The 1686-nt window shown below is 37.4% G+C and carries 1 protein-coding gene; it reads left to right on the forward strand.

Going from position 1 to position 1686, the window contains the following annotated elements; all coding sequences use genetic code 11:
- The first annotated feature begins 67 nt into the window (after positions 1–67).
- Positions 68–1641, forward strand: a protein-coding gene (locus ACQKIH_RS22375; protein WP_427769055.1) for an IS3 family transposase whose coding sequence is annotated in 2 segments (ribosomal slippage) — positions 68–707 and positions 707–1641 — 1575 coding nt in all. Because the reading frame shifts where the segments join, the coding sequence is not laid out codon by codon here.
- Positions 1642–1686: the final 45 nt, after the last annotated feature.

Below are 1686 nucleotides of genomic sequence, written 5' to 3' on the forward strand. Positions count from 1 at the left end.
TGATATGCTCCCCAATAGGTAGACAGATTAAAAAATAAAATCTGTTTATTAAATGGGGAGTTTTCTCATGCCTAAAAAATCATTTTCACCAGATGTAAAAATTTTAGCACTTCAATATTTAGAGGAAGGTCGTCATACTCTCGAAGAAATCTGCACAATGTTTTCAGTAAACATGACAACTCTACAAGTATGGCGGGCTCTGTATAAATATGGCGGGGTAGAAGCCTTAATTCGACCTAAGAAAAATAAGGTGTACTCAGAGGAATTAAAGCGGAGTGCTGTAGAAGATTATTTAACAAAGAACTACTCCATGTTCGAGATCCTCGCCAAATACGGGATAAGTAGTTTATCAGTTTTCAAAAAGTGGTTGAAAATCTATACTTGTCATAGTGAATTAAAAGATTCGGGTAAAGGAATGAGCCAAACTATGACTAAAGGAAGAAAAACAACTGTAGATGAGCGTATTGAAATCGTAAAAGCTTGCCTAGCGAGTGACAAAAATTATCAAGAAACAGCAGCACAATATGAGGTATCTTACCAACAAGTTTACCTATGGGTACGTAAATTTGAACAAAATGGTGAAGAAGCACTTCAAGATCAACGTGGTCGAACAAAACCAGCTGAAGAACGAACACCAGAGGATGAATTACGCTTAAGAATTCAACAGATGGAACGTGAAAATGAACGATTACGTGCAGAAAATTTACTTTTAAAAAAGTTAGAGGAAATCGAAAGGAGGCGTCGTTAAGTAGAATTCGTATTCAAAACCGGTATATGGCGATTCAAGAACTAGCGAAGAATGAAAACTTATCAATCGTTTTATTATGTAAAATCGCCAAGGTATCCCGAGCAGCTTACTACAAATGGTTAAATCGTCAACCAGCTGCGCAGGAACTGGAAAACCAACAGCTATTGGAGTCTATCCAACATTTATATACACAAGTAGATGGCATATACGGCTATCGTCGCATTACAATGACCATTAATCGCAAACGCGAAACCAAGGGTTTAAAGAAAGTGAATAAGAAACGAATTTATCGCCTGATGCAAATTTGCGGTTTGGAGGCGGTTATTCGACGACGCCGAAAAAAGTACCCTAAAGTAAAGCCGGATTATGTAGCTGAAAATGTATTAGCGCGTGAATTTACTGCAGAAAAGCCGAATCAAAAGTGGTGTACAGACGTCACAGAGTTTAAGTATGGCAAAGGAAATAAGGCTTATTTAAGCGCGATTATCGACCTCTATGATAAGTCCATTGTGAGTTACGTATTGGGGCATTCAAATAATAATGACCTAGTTTTTAAGACGGTAAGACCCGCTATACAAACATTAAACGAGAATGAATTCCCTCTTTTACATAGCGATCGTGGTTATCAATATACATCGAAAGAATTCAAGCGAATCATGGATAAAGCAAAAATGATTCACAGTATGTCTAGAGTAGGACGTTGCATCGATAACGGTCCTATTGAAGCATTTTGGGGAACCTTAAAAGTAGAGAAGTATTATTTATATAAGTTCGAGTCGTTTGAAACATTAAAGCACGCCATCGATACGTACATCAAGTTCTATAACAACGAACGTTACCAAGAAAAATTAAACGGCTTAAGCCCTCTAGAATACAGGGTTCAAGCCGCTTAAAGTATTTTTATTATTTCCGCTGTCTACTTGACAGGGAGCAGTTCA

Origin of the sequence: Solibacillus cecembensis (assembly GCF_050272495.1) — a bacterium.
GTDB lineage: Bacteria > Bacillota > Bacilli > Bacillales_A > Planococcaceae > Solibacillus > Solibacillus cecembensis.